The 23,254-nt window shown below is 69.8% G+C and carries 20 protein-coding genes; 14 read left to right on the forward strand and 6 right to left on the reverse strand.

Features of this window, described 5'->3' with window-relative positions; genetic code table 11:
* Window positions 1-18 precede the first annotated feature (18 nt).
* Window positions 19-1,446 carry a CCA tRNA nucleotidyltransferase gene (locus tag P8R59_RS06190; RefSeq protein WP_278103190.1) on the reverse strand — a complete coding sequence of 476 codons (1,428 nt, stop codon included), beginning with the start codon at window positions 1,444-1,446 and terminating at the stop codon, window positions 19-21.
* A gap of 211 nt (window positions 1,447-1,657) precedes the next feature.
* Here P8R59_RS06190 and P8R59_RS06195 point away from each other — a divergent pair, with 211 nt between their 5' ends.
* The 7 genes from P8R59_RS06195 (at window position 1,658) to P8R59_RS06225 (ending at window position 10,080) form a co-directional block, all read left to right on the forward strand.
* Window positions 1,658-3,382, forward strand: coding sequence for an FAD-dependent oxidoreductase (locus P8R59_RS06195; protein ID WP_278103191.1), 1,725 nt, complete (start codon window positions 1,658-1,660; stop codon window positions 3,380-3,382).
* A complete protein-coding gene (locus tag P8R59_RS06200; RefSeq protein WP_278103192.1) occupies window positions 3,379-4,215 on the forward strand; it encodes a sugar phosphate isomerase/epimerase family protein in 837 nt (278 codons plus the stop codon). Before P8R59_RS06195 ends, P8R59_RS06200 begins: the two co-directional genes overlap by 4 nt.
* 30 nt (window positions 4,216-4,245) lie before the next feature.
* On the forward strand, window positions 4,246-6,033 hold the full coding sequence (locus tag P8R59_RS06205) for an FAD-dependent oxidoreductase (protein ID WP_278103193.1): 1,788 nt from the start codon (window positions 4,246-4,248) through the stop codon (window positions 6,031-6,033).
* Window positions 6,034-6,060: 27 nt separating this feature from the next.
* Complete coding sequence (locus tag P8R59_RS06210; protein ID WP_278103194.1) at window positions 6,061-6,549, forward strand: VOC family protein; 489 nt, start codon at window positions 6,061-6,063, stop codon at window positions 6,547-6,549.
* Window positions 6,550-6,658: 109 nt separating this feature from the next.
* Entirely contained in the window at window positions 6,659-7,588 is a 930-nt protein-coding gene (locus tag P8R59_RS06215) for a LysR family transcriptional regulator (RefSeq protein ID WP_278103195.1), read from the forward strand.
* 147 nt (window positions 7,589-7,735) lie between these two features.
* Window positions 7,736-9,139 (forward strand): MFS transporter, encoded by a 1,404-nt coding sequence (locus tag P8R59_RS06220; RefSeq protein ID WP_278103196.1) that lies wholly within the window; start codon window positions 7,736-7,738, stop codon window positions 9,137-9,139.
* 65 nt (window positions 9,140-9,204) lie between these two features.
* Window positions 9,205-10,080: a shikimate dehydrogenase gene (locus P8R59_RS06225; RefSeq protein ID WP_278103197.1), complete on the forward strand. Its 876-nt coding sequence runs from the start codon at window positions 9,205-9,207 to the stop codon at window positions 10,078-10,080.
* 28 nt (window positions 10,081-10,108) lie between these two features.
* Here the strand turns inward: P8R59_RS06225 and P8R59_RS06230 are convergent, their stop codons facing one another.
* The gene (locus P8R59_RS06230) at window positions 10,109-10,849 is read right to left on the reverse strand and encodes an SDR family NAD(P)-dependent oxidoreductase (protein WP_278103198.1); all 741 of its coding nucleotides are present in this window, start codon (window positions 10,847-10,849) and stop codon (window positions 10,109-10,111) included.
* A 123-nt stretch (window positions 10,850-10,972) separates the two neighbouring features.
* Between P8R59_RS06230 and P8R59_RS06235 the strand changes: the two genes are divergently transcribed.
* From P8R59_RS06235 to P8R59_RS06250, 4 genes are read left to right on the forward strand one after another with little or no spacing between them, the layout of a single operon-like run.
* Window positions 10,973-11,269 (forward strand): YciI family protein, encoded by a 297-nt coding sequence (locus P8R59_RS06235; RefSeq protein WP_278103199.1) that lies wholly within the window; start codon window positions 10,973-10,975, stop codon window positions 11,267-11,269.
* Window positions 11,269-12,312, forward strand: coding sequence for an alcohol dehydrogenase catalytic domain-containing protein (locus P8R59_RS06240; protein ID WP_278103200.1), 1,044 nt, complete (start codon window positions 11,269-11,271; stop codon window positions 12,310-12,312). The genes P8R59_RS06235 and P8R59_RS06240 overlap by 1 nt, the downstream gene beginning before the upstream one ends.
* Window positions 12,309-13,943 (forward strand): FAD-dependent oxidoreductase, encoded by a 1,635-nt coding sequence (locus P8R59_RS06245; RefSeq protein ID WP_278103201.1) that lies wholly within the window; start codon window positions 12,309-12,311, stop codon window positions 13,941-13,943. Before P8R59_RS06240 ends, P8R59_RS06245 begins: the two co-directional genes overlap by 4 nt.
* The gene (locus tag P8R59_RS06250) at window positions 13,940-15,001 is read left to right on the forward strand and encodes a Gfo/Idh/MocA family protein (RefSeq protein ID WP_278103202.1); all 1,062 of its coding nucleotides are present in this window, start codon (window positions 13,940-13,942) and stop codon (window positions 14,999-15,001) included. The genes P8R59_RS06245 and P8R59_RS06250 overlap by 4 nt, the downstream gene beginning before the upstream one ends.
* Before the next feature lie 28 nt (window positions 15,002-15,029).
* Here P8R59_RS06250 and P8R59_RS06255 read toward each other — a convergent pair whose 3' ends face one another.
* Window positions 15,030-16,541 carry a DUF7059 domain-containing protein gene (locus P8R59_RS06255; protein WP_278103203.1) on the reverse strand — a complete coding sequence of 504 codons (1,512 nt, stop codon included), beginning with the start codon at window positions 16,539-16,541 and terminating at the stop codon, window positions 15,030-15,032.
* 105 nt (window positions 16,542-16,646) lie between these two features.
* On the opposite strand from P8R59_RS06255, the gene P8R59_RS06260 reads away from it, so the two are divergent.
* The 3 genes from P8R59_RS06260 (at window position 16,647) to trxA (ending at window position 20,243) form a co-directional block, all read left to right on the forward strand.
* Window positions 16,647-18,776: a DUF6049 family protein gene (locus tag P8R59_RS06260; protein ID WP_278103204.1), complete on the forward strand. Its 2,130-nt coding sequence runs from the start codon at window positions 16,647-16,649 to the stop codon at window positions 18,774-18,776.
* 94 nt (window positions 18,777-18,870) lie between these two features.
* A complete protein-coding gene (trxB, locus tag P8R59_RS06265; protein WP_278103205.1) occupies window positions 18,871-19,857 on the forward strand; it encodes a thioredoxin-disulfide reductase in 987 nt (328 codons plus the stop codon).
* A 62-nt stretch (window positions 19,858-19,919) separates the two neighbouring features.
* Window positions 19,920-20,243 (forward strand): thioredoxin, encoded by a 324-nt coding sequence (trxA, locus tag P8R59_RS06270; protein WP_077051390.1) that lies wholly within the window; start codon window positions 19,920-19,922, stop codon window positions 20,241-20,243.
* A 224-nt stretch (window positions 20,244-20,467) separates the two neighbouring features.
* On the opposite strand, the gene P8R59_RS06275 is transcribed toward trxA, so the two are convergent.
* The 3 genes from P8R59_RS06275 to P8R59_RS06285 form a co-directional block, all read right to left on the reverse strand.
* The gene (locus P8R59_RS06275; RefSeq protein WP_278103206.1) at window positions 20,468-20,815 is read right to left on the reverse strand and encodes a tryptophan synthase subunit alpha; all 348 of its coding nucleotides are present in this window, start codon (window positions 20,813-20,815) and stop codon (window positions 20,468-20,470) included.
* A gap of 84 nt (window positions 20,816-20,899) precedes the next feature.
* Window positions 20,900-21,877, reverse strand: a complete 978-nt coding sequence (locus tag P8R59_RS06280; RefSeq protein ID WP_278103207.1) for a ParB/RepB/Spo0J family partition protein — start codon at window positions 21,875-21,877, stop codon at window positions 20,900-20,902.
* Window positions 21,877-22,794, reverse strand: a complete 918-nt coding sequence (locus P8R59_RS06285; protein ID WP_278103208.1) for a ParA family protein — start codon at window positions 22,792-22,794, stop codon at window positions 21,877-21,879. Before P8R59_RS06285 ends, P8R59_RS06280 begins: the two co-directional genes overlap by 1 nt.
* Window positions 22,795-23,254: the final 460 nt, after the last annotated feature.

Here is a 23,254-nt window from a genome sequence, read left to right on the forward strand (position 1 = left end):
GAACGCCGGGCGGCCTCCTCAGCTCCGCGCGGCCCACCATTCGCGCAGGCGCTTCTCGGCCTCGTCCTCGCCGAGGACGCCCTCGTCGAGGCGCAGGTCGAGCAGGAAGCGGTACGCCTCACCGACCTCGCGGCCGGGCTTCAACCCCAGGATTTCCTGGATGCGGTTGCCGTCGAGCTCGGGACGGATCGAATCGATCTCCTCCTGCTCGCGCAGCGCCACGATGCGCGCCTCGATGTCGTCGTAGGCGGATGCCAGACGCTGGGCCTTCCGCTTGTTGCGCGTGGTCACGTCCGCCCGCGTGAGGATGTGCAGGCGTTCCAGCTCGTCGCCGGCATCACGGACGTAACGGCGGACCGCGGCATCCGTCCACGCCCCCTCGGCGTAGCCGAAGAACCGCAGGTGCAACTCCACCAGGCGAGCGACGACCGTCGTGGTCGCCGCGTCGAAGCGCAGCGCCTGCAGGCGCTTGCGCGCCATGCGCGCGCCCTTGATGTCGTGGTGGTGGAACGTCACGCCGCCGCCGGATTCCAGACGCCGCGTCGCGGGCTTGCCGATGTCGTGCAGCAGGGCCGCCAGGCGCAGCGGCACGTCGGGCGCAGCGCCGGGGTGGCGCTGCTTCTCGAGCGCGATCGCCTGACGCAGCACCGTGAGCGAGTGCTCGTACACGTCTTTGTGGTGATGGTGCTCATCGACCTCGAGGCGCAGCGCCGGGACCTCGGGGAGGAACTCCTCGATCAACCGCGTTTCCACGAGCACCCGGATGCCACGCACCGGGTCATCGGTCTGGAGCAGCCGCACGAGTTCGGCCTGCACGCGTTCGGGGCTCACGATCTCGAGCGTTCCGCGCAGCTCGGCGACGGCATCCAGTGTCTCGGGGTCGACCGCGAACTCGAGCTGCGAGGCGAACCGGGCTGCCCGGAGCATGCGGAGCGGATCGTCGCCGAAGCTCACCGCGGGGTCGATCGGGGTGCGGAGACGCTGCGCGAGCAGGTCTTCGACGCCGCCGGTCGGATCGACGAGCGTGCGCGAAGGGACGCGCAGCGCCATCGCGTTGACGGTGAAGTCGCGCCGCGTGAGGTCGGCCTCGAGGGTGTCGCCGAACTCGACCGTCGGCTTGCGGGTCACACCGTCGTAGCTGTCGGCCCGGTACGTCGTGATCTCGACCTGCTCGCCCTGCACCTTGGCGCCGATCGTCCCGAAGGCGCGGCCGACGTCCCACTGCACCGACGACACCGGCTTCACGAGCGCCAGGATCTCGTCGGGGCGCGCGTCGGTCGTGAAGTCGAGGTCGTGCGTCGTGCGTCCGAGCAGCGCGTCGCGCACCGGACCGCCCACGATCGCCAGATCGCGCCCCGCGTCGGCGAACACCCGCGCGAGAGTGGCGACCACCGGGTGTTCGGCGAGCTCACCGAGGCGCGCGACACCGTCGGCCATGTTCAGCATGCCTTCGAGCCTAACCGGGGGCACCGACGCCCCGGGTGCGCGGGCCGCGGGGGCCCGCGGCGGCTGAGGCCGTCGGCGATGTGCTCGTTGCGGGCACTCGGACGGGAAGCTATGCTCGCATCACACATTATGAGTTACTGAATATGTGTAATCAAAGCTTAGTGCGAGTAGCGAACTCGCGCCAATCATCACGTACCAACGGGGGAACCTGATGCCATCGAAACCGTCCGACGGAACCTACGACATCGTCGTGGTGGGGGCAGGAGCGGGTGGGCTCGCGGCTGCCGTCTCGGCCGCCCACCGGGGAAGCTCCGTCCTCGTCCTCGAAGCCGACGAGACCTGCGGCGGGGCGACCGCGTGGTCGGGCGGATGGCTGTGGGCGCCGCGATCGATCCTCGCGAAAGCCGAGGGCGTCGATGAGTCGATCGACGACGTCAAGAGCTACCTGCGCGCGGCGCTCGGCGACGACTACGACGAGGAGCGGATCACCGCCTTCCTCGAAGCTGCGCCCGAGATGATCGAGTTCTTCCACACCAGAACCGCGCTCAAGTTCGTGCCCGGGTCGAAGATCAACGACATCTACGGCGATCTCCCCCATGCGGGCACCGGCAACCGCTCCGCGGGTGCGAAGCCCATCAACGCCCGGAAGCTGAGCCCCGCCGTGCGCAGACTCCTGCGCGGACAGCTCTACGAGACGTCGTTCCTGGGCATGGGCATCATGGCGGGGCCCGACCTGGGAGCATTCCTGTCCGCAGCGCGCGGCAGCGTGAAAGGCCTCTGGCACTGCTTCTGGCGGTTCGGGTTCCACCTCTGGGATCTGGTCCTCCACCGTCGGGGATGGCAGCTCGTCAACGGCACGGCACTGGTCGGCCGCCTTCTGCAATCCGCCGAGGATGCCGGCGTCGAGATACGCGTCACCTCGCCCGCCCGCAGGATCCTCACGGACGGCGACGGCCGGGTCACGGGCGTCGTCGCCGACACCCCCGACGGGGAGATGACCTTCCACGCTCGCGCGGGAGTCGTGCTCGCGGGCGGCGGATTCCCGAATGATGTGGAGCGACGGCGCGAGCGGTTCCCCCGCACGCCGACCGGGCGAGAGCATTGGACGCTCGCGCCGCGGACGGCCGACGGCTCCGGGATCACCCTGGGCGAGAGCGTCGGCGGCGTGCTCGTGCAAGCTGCGTCGGCGGGCGCCTGGTGTCCGGTCTCGCTCGTGCCGTATCGCAACGGTCGCACCGGCGTGTTCCCGCACATCATGGACCGAGCCAAGCCCGGCAGCATCGGCGTCGTCAGCACCGGCAAGCGGTTCGTCAACGAGGCCAACGGCTACTTCGACTACGTCACGGGCATGTTCCAGGCTGCGCCCGAGGGTGAGCCCGTGCAGTCGTGGCAGATCGCGGATGCGACGTTCGTGCGCCGATTCCCGCTGGGGATGGCCAAGCCGCGGCCGGTGCCGCTGTTCCCGTACCTGTCCAGCGGGTATCTCGTGCGAGCACGGACGCTGCCCGAGCTCGCCGCGAAATGCGGCATCGACCCGGACGGTCTCCTCGCGACGGTGGAGAAGTTCAACGCCGATGCCCGCCGGGGTGTCGACACCGAGTTCCAGCGCGGCTCCACACCCTTCAACCGGTACGGCGGAGACGTCTCCTACACACCGAACCCCTCGCTGGCGCCGCTGGAGAAGGGTCCGTTCTATGCGGTCCGAGTCGTTCCCGGCTCATTCGGCACGTTCGCCGGCCTGGCCACCGACGGTCACGCCCGGGTCGTGGATGCCGACGGGCGACCGATCGAAGGACTGTATGCGGTCGGCGCGGATCAGGCGAATGTGATGGCCGGCCACTACCCCGCCGGTGGTGTCAACATCGGCCCCGCCCTCGCATTCGGCTACGTCGCCGGACGCGAGCTCGCACGGATGAAGAAAGAGGCACTCCGATGAAACGGTCCCTGGGTGTCGCCCATCTCACCCTGCTCTCGCTCACACCACCGGAGGTCGTCACGACCGCCGCGGCCGCCGGGTTCGACTTCGTCGGCCTCCGAGTCAAGGCGGTCACTGCGACCGAGCGCGCCTTCCCGATGCACGCCGGCTCGCCGATGCTGCGGGAGACGATCGCCCGAATGGATGACACGGGCATCATCGTGCGCGACATCGAGTTCCTGCCGATCACCCCCACCACCACGTCGGGCGACTGGCTCGCCGCCTTGGAATCCGGGGCGGCGCTGGGCGCCACCGCGCTCACCGTGACCGGCGCCGACCCCGACCGCTCCCGCCTGCTGGACACGCTCACGCGACTCACCGCAGACGCGGCCGGGTACGGCATCCGTCCCGTCCTGGAGCCGATCTCGTACCAACCGGTGAGCCGCGTCGCGGACGCGGCAGCCGTCGCCCGCGCCGCCCGCGCCGCGATCATGCTCGACCCGCTCCATGTGCACCGCGGCGGCAGCACGCTCGACGAGATCCGCGCCCTCGAACCCGATCTCGTCCCCGTCGTGCAACTGTGCGACGCGCCCCTGGAGGCGCCCACCGGGCCGGATCGGGTCGCCGCGCTCCAGCGGGAGGCGCGCGTGCAGCGTCTCCTCGTGGGCGAGGGCGCCTTGCCGCTTGCCGAGCTCCTCGACGCGACCCCGGCCGGGACCCCGGTGAGCGTGGAGATCCCGCACGCCGAGCTGCAGGCGCGATGGAGTCCGCTCGAGTACGCGACTCTCGCCGCGCGCTCCGCCAGGCAGCTCATCGACCGCGTCGACGAAGCCCGCGACACTGCCGCCGCGTAGGCGCACGGCATCCGCATCGAAGGAGAACCCATGACCGACAGCGCCCCCTGGCACGACACCGTCGACCTTCTCGTGCTCGGCACCGGCGCGGCGGGCCTGTCCGCCGCGACCACCGCCGCCGCGAAAGGCCTGAGCACGCTGGTGCTGGAGAAGACCGAGTACCTGGGCGGCACGACCGCCTACTCCGCCGGCACCTGCTGGGTTCCCGGCCACCGCTACCAGCGCGCCGCCGGCCAGGTCGATGAGCAGCGCGACGCCTCGCGCTATCTCGACCTCGTCGTCGGCGACAAGGCACCCCGGGAGATGCGGGAGACCTATCTGGCGCGCGCACCCGAGATGATCGACTGGTTCCACGACCTCGGCGTGCGGTTCTGGCACTCGCAGACCGTGGTGGACTACCACCCCGAGATCGAGGGGGCGGGTGTGGGCCGTGCCCTGGAACCCGAGACGTTCGACGGCCGCAGGCTGGGCATCGACGATTTCCGTCGAGTACGCCGACCCGTTCCGGAGTTCGCCCTCTTCGGCGGCACGCTGATGGTGCGCCGCGCCGAGGTCACGCAACTGCTGAAGCTCTTCCGTTGGTCGCCACGCGCCGCCCTCCTCGCACTCCGGCTCGGCGTGCGGTGGTTCTTCGATCGGATCACATACCCGCGCGGAACGAGACTGGCCATGGGCAATGCCCTGGTCGCGAACCTGTTCCACACCCTCAAGACCCGTGGCGGCGAGGTGCTGTTCAACAGCACGGCCAAGGAACTCCTCGTCGAGAATGGGGCGGTCATCGGCGCCGTGATCGAAACGGCCGGACAGGAGCGGCGCATCCGCGTCCGCCGTGGCGTCGTCCTGGCCGGCGGTGGTTTCTCGGCCAGCCGGTCGTGGCGCGAACAGCACCTTCCCACACCGACCCCGCAGTTCACCCGCGCGGCCGAGAGCGCCACCGGCGACTCGATCGCCCTCGGCCTCGCTGCGGGCGGCGCGCTGGGACCCGACCACGACGACAACGGCTTCTGGTTCCCCAGTTCCATCGGGCATCGCAAGGACGGCTCGCTCGTGGTGTTCCCGCACATCTGGGACCGCGCGAAGCCCGGAATCGTCGCCGTCACGGCATCCGGCCGTCGCTTCGTCGACGAGTCCGTGTCGTACCACCGGTTCGTGAGGGCCATGTACCGGACGCAGGCGACCGACGAGGCGGTGCCGGCGTGGCTCATCATCGACTCGCGATCGCTCTACGAGTACGGGCTCGGCATGATCCGCCCCCACACACCCGCAGCGTTCCTGCGCAAGTACGTCACCGGCGGGTACATCCACCGGGCGGATTCCCTCCACGCCCTTGCGAAGCGGATCGGCATCGACCCCGACGGTCTGGCCCAGACGGTGCGCACCAACAACCGCGCCGCCCTCACCGGTGTCGACGAGGAGTTCGGCAAGGGATCGAGCCCGTTCGGCCACCAGTACGGCGACCCCCGCCACACCCCGAACGTCAACCTCGGGCCGATCGAGAAGGGCCCCTTCTACGCCCTCCCTCTCGTGCCCACACCCCTGGGCACGGCTCTCGGACTGCGCATCGACGAGAGCGCTCACGTGCTCGACGCCCACGGCGATGTCGTTCCCGGGCTGTACGCCGCCGGCAACGACGCCGACTCACCCATGGCGGCGGAGTACCCCGGCGCGGGCGGCCAGGTCGGTGCGGGAATGACGTTCGGCTACATCGCCGCCATGGATGCCGCGCGCCGCGAGAGCGCCGACCCACGCGACGACGCGCCACGAGACCTGGCGCGCCCCCGACAGGGCTCGCGAACTCGTGCGACGGTCGACCGCTGACACCTGGACGAGAGAAGGACGACCACGATGACCTCCCGCGACTCCCTCGGGCAACCGACGTCGAATCTCCGCGATCTCGCGTCCGCCCTCGACCAGGTGGGAATAGTGGTCCCCGATCTCAACGCCGTCGAGGTCGGGATGCGCGCGATCTTCGGGCTCGAGCCGCGCTCCCGTTCCGAGAACGTGTACACCGGCACCTCCTATAGGGGCCGCACGATCGACACGCGAGTCGGCGCGTTGTTCTACGACCTCTTCGGCCTCGAGCTCGAATTCCTCTCCCCGCGCGGCGGTCCCGACATCTGGCAGGAGTTCCAGGACGAGCACGGCCCGGGCCTGCATCACATCCGATTCGCGGTCGAGGATCATGACACCGTCGTCGACGCCATGGCGGCCATCGGCATCCCCGTCCACCAGGAGGGCGACTCGGTGCGCGGGGGAGGCGTCCGGTACGCGTACTTCGACGCTCGACCGAGCCTGGGGTTCTTCGTCGAGATCCTGTCGACCCCACCCGGCTGAGACCGCACCATCGGGGACTGTGACTGACGGCATCCGGAATTATGTATTCTTCCGGTATAAAAGGGCAGGCATCAGGTGCGGTTCTGGCTTCGGCCGGGCCGGCGAATGGATGCCTCCCGCACGGCAGATCGGGGAGATCACAGTGGAGATCCGGTGGTTGGAGGCCTTCATCGCCGTCGCGGAGGAGCTGCACTTCGGTCGCGCCGCGCAACGCCTCCGTATCGCGCAGTCGCCCCTGAGCCAGACCATCCGCAGGCTCGAGGCGAGCGTGGGTGCCGACCTGTTCGAACGCAACACCCGCAGTGTCGCGCTGACACCGGCGGGATCGGCGCTGCTCCCCATGGCCTACCGCGTCATCCAAGACCTCGCCCTCGCGACGGCGGCCGCCCGGGCCGCGTCCGGCGCGGTCCACGGGACTGTGCGTATCGGGTTCTCCGGGGCGTTCAATCATCTGACCCTCCCGGTTCTCGCCCGCACCGTGCGCCGCGAACTGCCGGATATCGATCTGCAACTCGTGAGCCGCGTGCGTACCGGCGACGGTCTGGTGAAGCTGCGGAACGGCACTCTCGACATCGCCTTCGTCGGTCTGCCCATCACGGCCGAGGGTGTCGCCTCCCGGTTGATCGCCCGCACCGAACTCGGGGCGGCGCTACCGGTCGATCACCCGCTCGCCGACGAGGCCTCGATCAGCGCGGCGCAGCTCGCCGACGACGACTTCCTGTCGATGCCGATGGACGGCTCCTCCTCGATGGCGGAAGCATTGATGCGCTGCTGCATCGCGGCCGGCTTCCGACCTCGGGTGACGCAGGAGATCACCGACCCCTACATCATGCTGACGCTGGTCGCGGCGGGTCTTGGCGTCTCGGTCATCGCCGAGGACCTCGCGCCGATCATGCCGCGGGGAGCCCGGTGGGTCCGATTCCACGACGAACCCCAGTACATGCTCCACGGCATCGCCTGGATGACCGACGAGCAGTCCGCGGCCGTGAGCGCCGTGCTCGGACTGTCCGAGAAGATCCTGCCCACTCCCGCAGATTAAGCACGATCACGGCTTAGTCAGTGACGCATAAAGTCATTTACATGTCTCAATGCGGCTGTCAGTGTGACTCCATCGACTGCGGGCCGCAGTCGGACCCTGGCAGACAACGACGCTGACCCTCGCGTCGTCCAATGGAAGGCAGACGACATGTCAACGACGACATCTCCACCCAAACCCAAGAACAACGCTCGCATCGCCGCCGTCTCCGGCTTCATCGGCAGCGCGCTGGAGTACTACGACTTCTTCATCTTCGCGTCCGCAGCTGCGCTGATCTTCCCGCAGCTCTTCTTCCCCGCCGGTGAGCCCGGCGTCGCCACCCTCCTCTCGCTCGCCACCGTCGGGGTCGCCTACGTCGCGCGACCCTTCGGTGCGATCTTCTGGGGGCACGTGGGCGACAAGTGGGGCCGCAAGCGCGCCCTGCTGGCCTGCCTGCTGGTGATGGGCATCGCGACGTTCGCCGTCGGGTGCCTTCCCACCTGGGACGTGGTCGGCATCCTCGCGCCGATCCTCGTCGTCTTCCTCCGCCTCATCCAGGGATTCTCGGCCGGCGGCGAGTCCCCCGGCTCCAGCGCCCTCACCCTCGAGCACTCGCCCGCCCACCGTCGCGGCTTCTTCACGAGCTGGACGATGAGCGGCATCATGTTCGGGATCGTGATCTCCAGCCTGGTGTTCATCCCGATCGCCGCGATGCCGGAGGAGGCTCTTCTGAGCTGGGGCTGGCGCGTTCCGTTCCTCGCCTCCGCGTTGGTGACGATCGTCGCGATCTTCCTGCGCCGCATGCTCGACGAACCCGAGGTGTTCGAAGAGGTCAAGGAGAGCGACGAGGTCGCGAAGATCCCGCTCGTCACGCTGCTCCGTTACAACGGCCTCACCGTGCTCCGCGTGATGCTGATGGCGCTGTTCACCGTCGTCAACACGATGTTCAACGTCTTCGTCCTCGCCTACGGCACCAGCGTCGCCGGCATCCCGCGCGCGGATCTGCTGTGGGTGATCACCATCGCGAACTTCACCGCCGTCTGCGTCGGCCCGTTGGTCGGCGCCCTGTCCGACCGCGTCGGCCGCAAGCCCGTGTTCCTCGTGGGACTCGTCCTGCAGTCGATCACGATCTACGCGCTGCTCGCCGCCGTCGACGCCGCCAACATGACACTCGTCTGGGTGCTCGGCATCCTCCTGGTCGGCGTCGCGTACACGCTGTCGAACTCGGTGTACCCGGCGTACTTCCCCGAGCAGTTCCCGGCGCGGGTGCGCTACTCCGGGATGGCCGTGAGCCTCATGCTGGGGCTGCTGCTCGCGGGCTTCGCGCCGGCCATCGCGCAGGGCTTCGTCACCGGTGCCGGCAACGAGCAGAACTGGCCCGCCGTCGCGCTGTTCACGATCGGCATCGTCGTCGTCTCCGGGATCGCCGCGATCTTCGCTCCCGAGACGGCCCGCACACCCACGCAGCACCTGGGCCTCACCCGCCGCCAGCTGGCCGAGATCGACCGGCGCGACGCCGTCGGCGAGCCCCTGACCGCGTCGGTCCGCACCACCCCGTACGATCGGCTCCGCTGATCGACCACCGTCGGGGTCGCGCCGTTGCGGCGCGGCCCCGATCCGTCTTCCGGGAAGGAAGCCCCATGACCGCCTCGTACCTCGTCGGGCTCATCGGCTCCGGCATCCAAACCTCCCTCACTCCCGCCCTGCACGAGGGTGAGGCGGACGCTCTCGGCCTGCGCTACCTGTACCGCCTCATCGACATCGACCGGCTCGGCAAGACGGCGACGGATGCCGCGGCGCTCGTCCGCGCGGCACGCGACGTCGGGTATGACGCCCTCAACATCACCCACCCGTGCAAGCAGACCGTGTTCGACGCACTGGACGAGCTCTCGCCCGACGCCGAGCTCCTCGGCGCGGTCAACACGGTCCTCTTCCGCGACGGTCGGACGATCGGTCTGAACACCGACCATTCGGGCTTCGCCTCGGGGCTGCGCGACGGGCTCAGGGCTCCCGTGGTGGACAGGGTCGTGCTCCTCGGCTCCGGGGGTGCCGGGTCCGCGATCGCCTACGCGCTGCTCAACGCCGGGACGACACGACTCTCGGTGTACGACCCGGTGATCGAGCGCGCCGACGCGGTGTGCCGCGCCCTCGGCCCCGCCTTCCCCGGCGTGCGGGTCGTCGCCATCACCCCTGACGAGCTCGCCGCGGCGATCGCCGCGGCCGACGGGCTCGTCAACGCGACACCGATCGGCATGACCGGACACCCCGGGATGCCGATCTCTGCGACGCTGCTGCACTCGCGCCTGTGGGTCGCCGACGCCGTGTACCGTCCCCTGCGAACCGAGCTCATCGAGACCGCCGACGCGCTCGGCTGCGCCGTGCTCGATGGGGGCCGCATGGCCGTGGGGCAGGCCGCGGACGCGTTCCGGCTGATCACCGGCGCCGAGCCCGACCCGGTGCGGATGCGCGCGCACTTCCTCCAGCTCACCGGCGCGCTGAGCGCCGCCTCGCGCTGACAGCACGCGCGCGGGTGCCGGGCGGGACTCAGTAGTCGGCGCGTCCGCCGGACAGGTCGAACGTCTGCCCCGTCGTGAAGCCGCACTGATCGCTGGCGATCCACGCGACCGTGGCCGCGAGTTCATCGACGGTCAGGAATCGGGCCAGGGGGATCAGGGCGCGGGTTCGATCGATGAACTCCTCCGTCAACTGTGAGAACAGCTCCGTCTTCACCATCGCCGGCGCGATCGCGTTGACGGTGATGCCGTCCTTCACCACCTCACGGGCGAGCACCTTCGTCATCCCCACCACGCCGTGCTTCGCGGCGGTGTACGCCGACAGCGAGGTCGTCGCCTCCTTGCCCGCGATCGAGGCGACGGTGATGATCCTCCCGTAGCCGCGCGCCCGCATGTGCGGCACCACGGTCTTCGCCGTCAGGAATGCACCGGTCAAGTCGATGTCGACCACGCGCCTCCAGTCATCCGCGTCGTACTCCCACAACGGTCCGACCGGGCCGGTGATCCCGGCGGACGACACCACGATGTCGACCGAGCCCAGGTGATCGAGGGTCTGCGCGAAAGCCTCCCGCAGAGATGCTTCGTCGGTCACGTCGGCGGCGAGGAGCGCGGCGGGCTCCCATCCGCCGGGGAACGCGCCGGGATCGCGATCCCATACCGCCACCCGTGCGCCGGCCCTGGCGAACAGTGCGCCGATGCCCGCGCCGATTCCACCCGCTCCCCCCGTGATGACGACGGAGCTGTCTCGGAAGTCGAAGGTCACCTGTGACATGACACCAACGTAGTCCGGATTATGACTGAACAAGAGTATAAATTGAGACGAATTCAGTCGTTCAGTTCACACTATCCGCCTCCCATACTGAGACCGTCAGACACTCAGGACAAAGGAGTCAGCATGACGACGTTCGCGGTCACCTACCGCTACAGGGACGACAGCGATGCGGAGCGCCACACGCATCGCCCCGCCCACGTCGAGTTCCTGCAAGACCTCCACTCCGACGGCTACCTCTACATGAGCGGCCCCCTGGCGAGCGAACCGTCACGTGCGCTGCTCGTGTTCGAGGACACCGACGCCGACACCCTGGAAACCCGGCTCGACGGCGACCCGTTCTTCGAGAACGGGCTCATCGCCGAGCGCACGGTGACCGCCTGGAACGTCTTCTTCGACCCGCGCCGGACGACGGAGCGGTGATGCTCACGGCCCGGACTGTCGCGCGCGAGACACTGTCGTTCGACGAGACGCCCCTGCCCGCACTCACCCCCGGTCACGCACTCGTGGAGATCCACGCCGTGAGCCTGTGCGGCACCGACCTGCACATCTTCGAAGACGACTTCCCCACCGACCTGCCCCTCGTGCAGGGACACGAGATGGCCGGCATCATCCGCGACGCGGACACCGTTGGCGGTCTGCAGGTCGGAGACCGGGTCGCGATCGACCCCGTCGTCGCGTGCGGCACCTGCCGCGCCTGCCGGATCGGCCGCGACAACGTGTGTCAGAACCTCTCCGTGCTCGGTTGCTACGAGGACGGCGGTTTCGTCGAGGTCCTGAGCGTCCCCGTCGACCGGCTGTGCCCCGTGCCCGACGACCTGCCGCTCGAGGTCGCCGCCGTCGGTGAGCCAGCATCGATCTCGCTGCAAGCCGTCAGCCGTGCCGAACCCGCCGCCGGCGAGACGGCGCTGGTGCTGGGATGCGGCCCCATCGGGCTGCTCGCCGCGCTCGGTCTCTCCGAGCGTGGCGTGACCGTCGTCGCCGCCGACACCGACCCCGACCGTGTCGCACTCGCGCGGACGTTCGGCGCCGCGCACGCATTCGAGGTGGGCCGCGAGTTCCCCGATGCCGGGCAACGCGCGACCTTGGACGCATTGACCGAGGGCGCGGGGCCGGAGATCGTCATCGAGGCCACCGGCGTCCCCGCCTCGCTCGAGAACGCGATCCGCCTGATCGCGCCCGCGGGCCGCATCGTGCAGGTCGGCATCTCATCCCGCTCGGTCGGTCTGAAGATCAAGGACCTCACCGACAAGGAGATCGATCTGCGCGGCAGCCGCAACAGCCGGCGCCTCATCCCCGAAGGGCTCGCGATGCTCGCGCGGCACCCGGAAGCAGCGGATGCGCTGCTGACGCACCGGTTCCCGTTCTCGCGACTCGCCGAAGCGTTCCACACGATGAGCGACCGCACCATCCCGACCGGCAAGATCCTGATCCTCATGCCCGCCGCCCAGGCTGTGACGTCATGACCGGCGCGCTGCTGACCGGCACGGCGGCCCTGCCCGCCGACATCGACGTCCTGGTGCTCGGATCCGGTGCCGCAGGACTGGTCGCAGCCCTCCGCGCGGCGGATGCGGGCGCATCCGTCGTCGTCGCGGAGAAGGCCGACCGACTCGGCGGGACGACCTGTGCGGGCGGAGGGGTCATCTGGGCTCCGGCGACCGCGGTCGGCTCCTCGGCGGGCTTCGCGGACAGCGTCGAGGACGGCGTCGCGTACCTCTCGGCTTCGTCGGGGCATGTGATGGATGCCGAGGCGATCGACTGGTACGTGCGCACCGCCGCCGACGCGATCGACTACCTCACGACTCGCACGCGGGTGGCCCTCACCGCGCTCACTCGACCCGATTACCGGGGCGAATGGCCGGGCGCCGCCCAGGGCGGGCGAAGCCTCGACAACGACGCGTTCGATCCGGCCGGATTCCCCGGACTGGCGGACGCGCTGCGACCCTCCTCCTATTTCCCGCTGCTCACGATGGCCGAACGCGACGGCCTCAACGGCCGCGCACCCGACCCGTCGCTCCTCGAACAGCGCCGTCAGCGCGGTGTGCGCACGATGGGCGGCGCGCTCGTCGGCGCTCTCGTCGCGTCGGCACTGGACCGCGGCATCCGCATCGTCCGCTCCGTCCGGGCCGACGGTCTGGACCTCGCCGGCGATGCGTGGAGCGTGGCCTTCGGGGACACCACCGTCATCGCACGCTCCGTCGTGATCGCGACCGGCGGATTCGAATGGAATCCGCGCCTCCGCGACGCGTTCCTCGCCTTCCCCGTCACCCCCATCAGCGCACCCTCGAACGAGGGCGACGGCCTGGAACTCGGCCTCGCCGCTGGAGCAGCGGTCGCCGACATGACCGCGATCTGGGGCGTTCCCGTGCTCACCTCCCCGACGCAGACCTACGACGGACTCCCGTCTGGACGAATGGGGAACGTCGAGATGACCCTCCCCGGATCGATCGTCGTCAACGCCGAAGGGCGACGCTTCGTCAACGAAGCACTCGCCTACCACGACGCCTGCCGCATGTTCGGAGACACCGACCCCGCGACCGGGCGGCAGCGCAACAATCCCGCCTGGCTCGTGTTCGACAGCGCCTTCGCCGCCCGCTACCCCATCGCCGGGGCGGCGGCAGGGGCGATTCCCGACTGGGCCGTGACCGCGGACTCATTCGAGGAGCTCGCCGACGAGCTCGGCATCCACCCCGCGGGTCTGGTCCAGACGGTCGCGCGCTTCAACGAAGACACCGAGCGCGGTCGCGACACCCAGTTCGGTCGCGGCGACAGCCCCCAGGACCGGTTCCTCGGCGACGCGACCCACAGCCCGAACCCCTGCCTCGCGCCCCTCTCGACCCCGCCCTACGCGGCCGTGCCGATCCACGCCGGGGCCCTCGGCACTTCCGGCGGCTTGCGCACCGACGTCGACGGACGCGTGCTCGGCTGGGACGGCACCCCCCTCGACGGACTGTTCGCGGCGGGCAACGCCGCCGCCGGAGTGTTCCGGAACACCTATCCCGGCGGCGGCGCGACCCTCGGCTCCGCCGTGACCCGGGCCTACGTCGCCGGCGCCACCGCTGCATCGCACGCCGTGTCCGCGGTGGCGCCGGCATGAAGGCCCTCCGCATCGCCGTCGTCGGCGCAGGAGCCATCGGGGCGACCCACGCCGAGACGATCACGGCCACCCCGGGAATCGTCCTGGCGGGGATCGTCGACCCCTTCACCGCGGGGGAGACGCTCGCCGCGCGATACGGCACGGCGCGGTACAGGGATATCGGCGAGCTCATCGGCTCCGGCGGAGTGGATGCGGCGATCATCGCCACACCCAACGAGCTCCACGTCCCGATGGCGCTCGAACTCATCGCCGCCGGAATCCCCATCCTCATCGAGAAACCGCTCGCGACCAGCCTTTCCGAGGCGATGGAGCTCGTGACCGCAGCCGAGGATGCCGGAGTCCCGGTGCTCGTCGGGCACCATCGCCGCCATCACCCGGTCGTGCGCCGCGCGAAGGAGATCGTCGACTCCGGCGGACTCGGCCGCATCGTCGCCGTCAGCGCCACCTACTTCCTGTCCAAACCCGACGACTACTACGACGTCGCCTGGCGCCGCAGCGCCGGCAGCGGCGGTGTCTTCCTCATCAACCTCATCCACGAGATCGACATGCTGCGCCACCTCATCGGCGAGATCACGTCCGTCTCCGCCGTCGCATCCTCCGCTGTCCGCGGGCTGGATGTCGAGGACACCGGGGCGTTGACCTTCACGTTCGACGGCGGTGCGCTCGGCTCGCTCATCATCTCCGACACCGCCGCGGGCCCGTGGAGCTGGGATCTGACCGCCGGCGACTCCCCGCGGTTCCCCGCGCATAACGTCGACTCGCACCGCATCGGCGGAACGGAAGCCTCCCTCACCATTCCCACGCTCGAGGTCTGGAGACACCAGGGCGAGCGCACGTGGACGACGCCGATGATCCCCGTCCGCGAGTCCCGTGGATCGTCGAACCCCTACGCGGGCCAGCTGCGGCACTTCTCCGACGTCATCAACGGCATCGCCGAGCCGCTCGTCAGCGCCCGCGAGGGTGCGGCGAACCTCGCCGTGATGGATGCCGTCACCGCCGCCGTCGAAACGGGTCGGGCAGCCGGCGTCCGATTCGCACCCGGCACCGACTCCCGTTAGACCCTCGCTGGGGGTCGCAGGAGCCGCCCTAGTCCGCGAACCTCAGGAACCCGGTGACGATGAGTTCCCGCACCCGCGGCAGGACGTCCGCGCGGAGCTCCGCGGCATCCACGTCCAGGAGCTGGGCGATCGCGTCGACGAGCGACCCGACCGACAGGTCGCCGTCGCACGCCCCGACGAGGGCCGCGAGCGCCGAGTCGACGTCGAGCGTGCGGGCGAAGCCGCCGCCCTGGCGCAGCTCGATCACCGACGGCGACTCCTCGCCGGGCCGGTGGTGCCGGGCCTCGGTCACGTCGGGAGCGACCTGTAGGACAGCGGATGCCAGTCCCTCATCGTCCAGGAGGGCGGCGCGGTCGTGGTTCTCCAGGCACGCCGCGAGGTGCGGCCCGAACGCGGACTCGCCGCCGCCCGCGACCCGCTCGTAGCGGGACAGGGTCGGTGCGCCGGCCAGCGGTCGCCGGAGCAGCACGTACCCGAAGCCGATTCCGGTGACGCCGCGACTCGCGAAATCGTCGAGCCACGCGCCGATGAGCCGCGCGTACTCGGGCGTGCCCGGAATGGTGCCCCCGTCCCGCACCCACAGCTCGGCGTAGGCGAGGGGGTCGAGCACCTCGCGCTCGATCACCCAGGCGTCGAGCGACGTGTCCACCCACCCGCGGACGCGATCGAGGCCGGACTCGCCCTCGCGGTACTCCCAGTTGCCCAGCGACTGCGCGACCCCGCCGGGCGCGAGGTGCGCACCGACGGAGGAGATCATTGAGGCGACGAGCGCATCGCCCTCCAGCCCGCCGTCGCGGTACTCGTACGCCGGGACGCCCGCGACACGCGGCGTGATCACGAACGGGGGATTGGATGCCACCCGATCGAACGTCTCCCCGTCGACCGGGTCGAAGAGCGAACCGAGCCGGGTCTCGATCCCGTCGACGTCGTTGAGCAGCGCGTTCAGGCGCGTGAAACGCAGCGCGCGCTCGGAGATGTCCGTCGCCACGACCCGCGGGACCAGCCGCCGCAGGCGGAGGGCCTGGATGCCGCAGCCGGTGCCGAGGTCGAGGGCCGAGCCTCCGCGCCACGTCAGCTGCAGCGTGGCCAGGGTCTGCGATGCCCCACCCACGCCCAGGACGTGGTCTTCGGGGAGCGGCCCGCCGAGCGCGGCTTCATCGAGGTCGCTCGCGATCCACCACTCGACGTCCCCGGCGGCATCCGCGAACGGTTGGGGGCGGATGAGGGCCGCGGGGGCGACGCGATCACCGTCGAGCGCGACGAGACCGAGGGCCTCGGCACCGTCGAGCCCGAGCCCCGGGAGAGCCGCCGACGCGTCCTCCCGAGCGACCGGTGCACCGAGGACCCACAGACGCCCGAGGACCGCGAGCGCGTCGCGTCGGTCGCCGAGGGCACGCTCGGCCGGCCCGCGCAGGCCCCGCGGGACGGCGTCATCGGCCTGGACGCCCCACGCCTCGCGCAGCGCCGCACCCGCGAACCCCGCGGTCCGCAGATCGTCGGCGAGGGCACGGCACAGGGTCGGGTCTGGTTCGGGGAGCACCGCCCCATTCAACCGTCTGCGCGAGGCTATCGGGGGGTTCCGAGGCAGGCGGACCTAGACTCGTCGCGGTGCGAGGCCCCCTCGCCCACCGACGCTCGTATGAACGTGACCTCCCTGCCCTCGGGCTCACCCGTGCCGCGGCGCTCTCTCACGCGCCGGTTCCTGGCGACCCTCGCCGCGGCCGCCCTCGCACTCGGACTCACGGCGCCGCTCGCCGCTACGGCGGCGACCACCCCGACGCCCTCGCCGTCCGCTGGCGCCGCTGCACCCACCCTGACCGCGGCGCCGGCCGGGAACGGCATCCTGCGTGCGGGGGAGACTCTCGCGGTCCTCACCACGCTCACCAACTCCGGGGGTGCGACCGTCTCGGCGACCTCCGTATCGCTGTCGATCGGTGCGACACCGCTGGCCGATGACGCCGCCCTCACGCGGTGGCTGAGCGGCGACGCGTCCGGAGTCACGCTGCAGCAGGTCGCGACCGGGAACCTGGATGCCACGGCCCCGGCGGCACAGACCTCGGTGTCGTTCACGGTGCAGGGCACCGACCCGGCCCTCCTCGGTCGCGGCGCCGGCGTCTACCCCGTCCTTGCCCAGACGGGTGGGGGAGCGTCGCTGCAGGCCCCGACGGTCGTCGTCGTCCCCGCGGACGGCGCGAGCACACCGCTGGCCGTCGTCGTGCCGATCACCGCGGCCCCCCGCACCGGCGGCCTGCTCACGGCTGACGAACTGGCCGACCTGACCGCGGTCGACGGCGCGCTCTCGGCGCAGTTGGATGCCGTCGACGGTTCGGTCGCGACCCTCGCCGTCGACCCCGCGATCCCCGCCGCGATCCGGGTGCTCGGGTCATCGGCGCCTCCCACCGCGGTCGCATGGCTGAAACGCCTGCTCGCCCTCCCCAATGATCGCTTCGCGCTGCAGTTCGGCGACGCCGACCTGTCGGCGCAGATCCGCGCGGGTGTCACCACACCGCTCACGCCGACGTCGCTGCAGTCGTACATGACGGCGTCCGACTTCACCCAGCCCGTCTCGGGGGTCACGACTCCGAGCCCCTCGGCCTCGACGGCTCCCGGACAACCCTCCTTCCCCGACCTGACGGCCCTCCTCGACATCGGATCCGCCGACCAGAACGTCTTCTGGCCCGCCACCGGCTCGGTCGACGGCGCCGTGGTGAGCGCCCTCGGGAGCCTCGGCTCGGATGCCGCGCCGACCCGCATCCTCGTCGCCTCGAGCAACCTCGCGGGGGGCGCCGCCACGGCCACCGCCGCCGTGGGCGGGGTGGCGACGCCCGCGTACGACGCGGAGGTCTCCCGTGCCCTGACCGCGGCCGCGGCCGAGAACGACACGGCCCGGCGCGGTGCCGCGCTGGCCGCCGCCTCCGGCCATCTCGCCTTCGCCCGAACGGGTGCGGACGACCGCCCCGTGCTGGCCGTTCTGGACCGGGGCACCGATCGCTCGCGCGTGAGCCTGCGTGCGACGCTGGGCGCCCTGGCATCCGCCCCCGGGTACACCCCCTCGACGTTCGCGGCGATCGCGAGTGCTCCCCTGACGGACGTGTCCCTCGCCGAGGCGACTCCCGACGCGGTCCGCGCAGCGGACGTCGCCGAACTGCTCACCGACGAGGACACGATCGATCGTTTCGCGACGATCCTCGACCAGCCGGAACTGCTCACCGGACGGGAGCGGGCCGAGATCCTGCAGGTGCTAAACGTCGCCTGGACCGGGGATGCCGCCCGCACGGCCGTCGCCGCCCACCGCTCCGCGACCCAGACGACCCTGGACTCGGTCGGCATCCTGTCGTCCGACTTCCGCCTCGTCAGTTCCAGCGCGCCGCTGCGGCCCTGGGTGCGCAACGATCTGCCGTGGCCCATCTCAGTGGTGCTGCGGGCGCAACCCGACGACGTGCGCCTGCGGGTGCAGGCCGACACCCCGATCGACGCCCAGGCGTCGGCGAACACGCGAGCCGAGGTCCCCGTCGAAGCCCGGATCGCGAACGGCGAGGTCAACGTCTCGATGCAGCTCTACAGCCCGACCGGCGAGGTCATCGGTGCTCGGCAGGATGTGCAGGTCGAGGTCCGCGCCGAATGGGAGAGCATCGGCCTCATCGTCTTCATCGTCCTGGTGGCGGTGTTCCTCGGCATCGGTGTCCTGCGCACTGTCAGTCGCCGCCGGCGGGCGCGCGGGGCGGAAGCCCACGTCAGCACCCCCGGCGACGCCGAACAGGTCGGCCAGGACTGACGGTCACGACCCCGCGCCAGCCCCCGGGCCCAAGGAATATTGCGGGGCTAGCATGGGTTTCATCCGGCGGAATCAACGAAGGGAACGCGCTACCGTGCGTCACGTCATCATCATCGGATCGGGTCCTGCCGGCTACACGGCCGCCATCTACGCCGCCCGAGCCAACCTCGAACCCCTCGTCGTCGCGAGCTCCGTCGAAGCCGGTGGCGACCTCATGACCACCACCGACGTCGAGAACTTCCCCGGTTTCCCCGACGGAATCCTCGGACCCGACCTCATGGCCAAGATGCAGGCACAGGCCGAGCGTTTCGGCGCCGAGGTGCTGTACGACGACGTCGTCTCGCTCGAGCTCGACGGCCCCGTCAAGAAGGTCACGCTGGGCAGCGGCAAGGTGCACGAGGCGGCTTCGATCATCTACGCGACCGGCTCCGCCTACCGCAAGCTCGGACTCGAGGGCGAAGAGCGTCTGTCCGGCCACGGTGTCTCGTGGTGCGCGACCTGCGACGGCTTCTTCTTCCGGGAGCGGACCATCGCCGTCGTCGGCGGCGGCGACTCCGCGATGGAAGAGGCGAACTTCCTCACCAAGTTCGCTTCGAAGGTGTACATCATCCACCGCAAGGACTCGCTCCGCGCCTCGAAGATCATGCAGGAGCGCGCCTTCGCGAACCCCAAGATCGAGTTCGTCTGGAACAGCGAGGTCGCCGAGATCCTCGGTGACGAGGCCGTGAACGGTGTGCGCCTGCGCTCCACCGTCGACGGTTCGGAGCGCGACCTCGAGATCGAGGGCCTCTTCGTCGCGATCGGCAACGACCCGCGGACGCACCTCGTGCACGACAAGCTGCAGCTCACCCCCGAGGGCACGATCTGGGTCGACGGTCGCTCGTCGCGCACGTCGGTCCACGGCGTCTTCGCCGCGGGCGACGTCATCGACCCCACCTACCGTCAGGCCATCACGGCTGCCGGCAGCGGCACCGTGGCCGCGCTCGACGTGGAGCACTTCCTCGCCGCGCGCGGTGAGGCGGGCGAGCCCGCCGTCGCCGAGAGCCCCCTCGAAGGGCTCCCCGACGCCGCTGTCGTCTGAGGAATAAACCCACGCTCACCGGGGTTTCCACCGGTAACGCTTCCATCTAAGGAGAAATGCACATGACCGCCAAGGCGACGACCAGCGCGACCTTCGAGCAGGACGTCCTGCAGGCCGAGGGCCCCGTTCTCGTGGACTTCTGGGCCGAGTGGTGCGGACCGTGTCGTATGGTCAGCCCCGTTCTCGACGAGATCCAGTCCGAGAACGCCGACAAGATCACCATCGTGAAGCTCAACGTCGATGAGAACCCCGACCTCGCGATGAAGTACCAGATCACCTCGATCCCCGCGATGAAGGTCTTCGAAGGCGGCGAGGTCAAGACGACCATCATCGGCGCCAAGCCGAAGTTCGCCCTCGAGAAGGACCTCGCGGCGTACCTCGGCTGAGCCCGCTCGCAGCGAAAGCCCCCGGCACCCTCGTGGTGTCGGGGGCTTTCTCGTGGGCGAGGGGATGCCAGGAGCCGACGCGCTCCATTCGGGCCGCCCTGCGGCCTCCTGGCCACCGAGGGCGCTCCCGGGGTGGCCGTGGCGCCAGAGCCGGCTCCGGGAGCTCTCCGTGGCATCCTGGAGCGTTTGGGGCTGAATTGCCGTACGCCGGGTCGCTGGTGGGCTTAGGAGGCGTCGAGGCGCACGGATGCGTCCCAGCGACGGTGGGGTTCCTCATCGCCGAGGATCCGCCACACCGCGCGCGTGAGCGCCGGATGGTCCAGCGCGATCTGTCGCAGCACACGGTAGTTGCGGGACCGGTTCGGCCGGACGCCGCCGTTCTCGGCGATGTTCTCGGCCCGGAGGGTCAACACGACGAGTTCATCGACGCTGGGGAGATCTTCCATGAAGTCCCAGGGGTCCTCACCGCCGCGAAGACGCTCGTGAATGAGGACGGCGAGTTCGTCCGAGGCCTCCGCGCGCAGCAGTTCGAGACTGGCGCGGCGGCGGGGGCCCTGGTCGTTCGCGGTCACCTCTCCAGCCTACGTCGGGCCTCGGACAGAGGAGCCGGTCGGGGCCGGCTCCCGGTATATGCCGAGAAGGGAATGAGCCGATATTCAGCCTGTGTAGCCGTCTTCTCCGAGTACGGCGAGAATCCGATTGAGGTCCTGAATCGTGGCGAAATCAATGCTGATCTGGCCTTTTCTTGCGGTGAGCGACACCTTGACCTTGGTGTCGAACCGATCACCCAAACGTTCGGCGATGTCGTCGAGACCGGAACGACGGCTCCCGGCCTTGGGCTTCTGACGAACGGGGGCGACTCCCGGCATCTTGGCCGCGGCCTCGGCCGCCCGGACGGAGAGGTCTTCGTTCACGATCTTGTCGGCGAGCTTCTGCATCTCGCGCGGGTCGTCGAGCGAGAGGATCGCGCGCGCGTGGCCCGCGCTCAAGACGCCGGCCGCGACCCGCTGCTGCACGGGGACGGGGAGCTTCAGCAAACGGATCGTGTTGCTGATCTGCGGACGCGAGCGACCGATGCGGGTGGCGAGCTCCTCCTGCGTGATGCCGAAGTCCTCGAGGAGCTGCTGGTAGGCGGATGCCTCTTCCAGCGGGTTCAGCTGCGATCGGTGCAGGTTCTCGAGCAGCGCGTCGCGGAGGAGGAACTCGTCGTCGGTCTCGCGAACGACAGCGGGGATCGAGGACAGTCCGGCCTCGCGCGACGCGCGGGTACGGCGCTCGCCCATGATGAGTTCATACGTGCCGTCGCCCTTGTCGCGGACGACCACGGGCTGCAGGACGCCGAACTCGCGAACGGAGTGGACGAGCTCAGCGAGGTCTTCCGGGTCGAAGTGCGTCCGCGGCTGACGGGGGTTGGGCACGATCGACTGCGGGTCGATGTGCACCAGCCGAGCGCCCGGGACGGCGACGAGCTCCGACGCCGTGTCATCCACGGGCTCCGTCGCCGAGGTCGTCGCCTTCGACTCCTCGGTCTTCGTGCCGCCGGGGAAGAAGACGTCGACCGGGCGGGCCTCCGACGACTCGGCGGTGGGGATGAGGGCGCCGATTCCGCGGCCCAGTCCGGTTCTCTTGGCCATCAGTCTTCCTTCGTGGTGGTATCGCGTGCGACGATTTCGACCGCGGCTTCGCGGTAGGCGATCGCGCCCGCCGAGTGGCCATCGTAGGCGATGACCGTTTGTCCGAAGCTCGGCGCCTCCGACACGCGCACAGAGCGGGGGATCACCGTGTCGAGCACCTCATTCGAGAAGTGCTGACGCACCTCATCCGCGACCTGCTGTGCGAGGCGCGTTCGACCGTCGTACATGGTCAACAGGATCGTCGACACGTGAAGGGCGGGGTTCAGATGCTTCTGGATCATCTGGACGCTGCCGAGTAGCTGGCTCAGACCCTCGAGCGCGTAGTACTCGCACTGGATGGGGATGAGGACCTCATCCGCCGCCGTGAACGCGTTGATGGTCAGGAGCCCGAGAGACGGCGGGCAGTCGATGATCACGAAGTCGAGGTGGTTACCGGCATCCGCAAGGTAATCACGCAGCGCCCCGCGAAGCCGATGCTCACGCGCCACCTGGGAGACCAACTCGATCTCGGCCCCGGCGAGGTGGATCGTGCTCGGAGCGCAGAGGAGGTTCGGCGACTCCGGACTGGTCTGGATGATGTCGGCCAGCGGGAACTCGTCAATGAGCACGTCGTAGATGCTCGCCGTGTCCGCGTTGTGGGGCACACCGAGTGCGGTCGACGCGTTGCCTTGAGGGTCGAGGTCGATGACGAGAACCTTGGCACCCAGCGAGGCGAGGGCAGCCGAGATGTTGACTGCTGTGGTCGTCTTACCGACGCCACCCTTCTGGTTCGACACCGTGAATACGCGGGTTCGCCCCGACAACTTCACCTCGACTGCCTCCAGCGCTCGGCGCCGAGCCGAGAGATCCGCGAGCTCACGTGCAATGGGGGAGTCCTCGAAGGAGGTCGAGCCGGACGACTCGCCGGATTGTTTCACGTGAAACGCGCTCCTTCATCTCCGGGGACAACATCCTCAGTCTACGTGGGCACGCCGACCGTGCGCAGGCGCGTGTCGGGTTTCGCGGGGCGAATCCGGGCGATCTCCAGGGCGAGTGCCGCGCAAGATCAACGATCGGCGCCGACGAGAAGATGAACACGCACCACTCCGGACCAACTCGGACCCGTCGCTGCGGCAGCTGTCTACGAGCACGACGCGCTGGACTCGTCGATCGTGCCGCGCGCGGGGAGCGCGTCTACTCGGTCGTGCCGGCGTGGAGAGCTGCCGTCCGCACTGACAGGCGGGCACGCCTCGTCATCGCGCCGAAGTGTGGATGTTTCACGTGAAACGTTGTGACTGACGAGCGCATGAGCGTCGGAGCTCCTGCGACTGTGCGGCATCTGCACCCTGGTGCTGGACCTAAGTGGTCATGGCGTTCTCGCGAGTGTCGTTTGCTCTC

Source organism: Microbacterium proteolyticum, assembly GCF_029639405.1.
Taxonomy (GTDB): Bacteria; Actinomycetota; Actinomycetes; order Actinomycetales; family Microbacteriaceae; genus Microbacterium.

What these genes read in the sequence shown, in the direction of transcription:
- P8R59_RS06215 (WP_278103195.1), top strand. Translation starts at nt 6,659, where the DNA reads ATGCCTCCCGCACGGCAGATCGGGGAGATCACAGTGGAGATCCGGTGG.
- P8R59_RS06230 (WP_278103198.1), bottom strand. Translation starts at nt 10,849, where the DNA reads ATGTCACAGGTGACCTTCGACTTCCGAGACAGCTCCGTCGTCATCACG.
- P8R59_RS06195 (WP_278103191.1), top strand. Translation starts at nt 1,658, where the DNA reads ATGCCATCGAAACCGTCCGACGGAACCTACGACATCGTCGTGGTGGGG.
- P8R59_RS06210 (WP_278103194.1), top strand. Translation starts at nt 6,061, where the DNA reads ATGACCTCCCGCGACTCCCTCGGGCAACCGACGTCGAATCTCCGCGAT.
- P8R59_RS06280 (WP_278103207.1), bottom strand. Translation starts at nt 21,877, where the DNA reads ATGGCCAAGAGAACCGGACTGGGCCGCGGAATCGGCGCCCTCATCCCC.
- P8R59_RS06245 (WP_278103201.1), top strand. Translation starts at nt 12,309, where the DNA reads ATGACCGGCGCGCTGCTGACCGGCACGGCGGCCCTGCCCGCCGACATC.
- P8R59_RS06190 (WP_278103190.1), bottom strand. Translation starts at nt 1,446, where the DNA reads ATGCTGAACATGGCCGACGGTGTCGCGCGCCTCGGTGAGCTCGCCGAA.
- trxA (WP_077051390.1), top strand. Translation starts at nt 19,920, where the DNA reads ATGACCGCCAAGGCGACGACCAGCGCGACCTTCGAGCAGGACGTCCTG.
- P8R59_RS06200 (WP_278103192.1), top strand. Translation starts at nt 3,379, where the DNA reads ATGAAACGGTCCCTGGGTGTCGCCCATCTCACCCTGCTCTCGCTCACA.
- P8R59_RS06220 (WP_278103196.1), top strand. Translation starts at nt 7,736, where the DNA reads ATGTCAACGACGACATCTCCACCCAAACCCAAGAACAACGCTCGCATC.
- P8R59_RS06240 (WP_278103200.1), top strand. Translation starts at nt 11,269, where the DNA reads ATGCTCACGGCCCGGACTGTCGCGCGCGAGACACTGTCGTTCGACGAG.
- P8R59_RS06235 (WP_278103199.1), top strand. Translation starts at nt 10,973, where the DNA reads ATGACGACGTTCGCGGTCACCTACCGCTACAGGGACGACAGCGATGCG.
- P8R59_RS06250 (WP_278103202.1), top strand. Translation starts at nt 13,940, where the DNA reads ATGAAGGCCCTCCGCATCGCCGTCGTCGGCGCAGGAGCCATCGGGGCG.
- P8R59_RS06205 (WP_278103193.1), top strand. Translation starts at nt 4,246, where the DNA reads ATGACCGACAGCGCCCCCTGGCACGACACCGTCGACCTTCTCGTGCTC.
- P8R59_RS06225 (WP_278103197.1), top strand. Translation starts at nt 9,205, where the DNA reads ATGACCGCCTCGTACCTCGTCGGGCTCATCGGCTCCGGCATCCAAACC.